Annotated in this window: 1 protein-coding gene; it reads right to left on the reverse strand. The window is 59.0% G+C overall.

Translation table 11 applies throughout. The features are described 5' to 3' along the window. Positions 1 to 851: DEAD/DEAH box helicase (locus AC1DVA_RS28790; protein ID WP_476808188.1), on the reverse strand; the 851-nt coding region annotated here is incomplete at both ends.

Raw genomic sequence — 851 nt, forward strand, 5'->3', positions numbered from 1 at the left:
CAGTTCCTGCTCATCCTTCAGCCCGATGGCGAGTTCTGACCAGACCGCCAACGGATGACGCCGCAACATGTCATCCGTCAAAACATCGGGTATCGGCGTGGTCAGAACTGATGCAAGTTGCGGCCGGACCTGAGCAAGCGTGATCATGTCGTCGGTTGCGCGCTGCAAGGCCTCGTCGATCACCGCATCTGGACCGATCTGAGCGCCGAAGAGGCGAGATGCGACATTCGCGACCGCTTGCGACTTGCTTTCCGCGGATCCTTCGCTGGCCATGGTGGCCGAGGTACCAATGCAAATCGGTGCCTTGTTCGGTGCGCAGCGATTTCGAAGTCGGCGCACGAGGATCGCGACGTCGGCGCCCTGACGGCCGCGATAAGTGTGGAGCTCATCCAGAACGATGAATTCCAGCCCCGAAGCATTGCCGATCACTCGGGAATCAAGCTCGTCCTGTCTCGTCAGGAGCAGCTCGGCCATCATAAAATTGGTCAGCAGGATATCCGGTGGATTATCGGCAATCCGCTCGCGCTCTGCACGATCCTCCTGACCCGTATAGCGTTTGACCACAGGCTTCAGGTTGTCAGGCAGGCCCGATTGCGAGATGAACTTCTCGATTTCCTTGATCTGGCTGTTGGCCAGCGCGTTCATCGGGTAGACAATGATTGCGCGCGTTCGGCGGGGGCTTCCTTGTTTGAGCGCCCGCACGATGGCATCTACGATCGGGACGAAGAAGCAGAGCGATTTGCCCGAGCCAGTGCCCGTCGTTACGACGAAACTCTGTCCCATCCTAACCTTGGCGATCGATTGCGCTTGGTGGCGGTAAAACTGAAGCGGGCCCCCACCGACCCTGAAGA

The organism is Allobosea sp. P4_C6, from assembly GCF_056402015.1.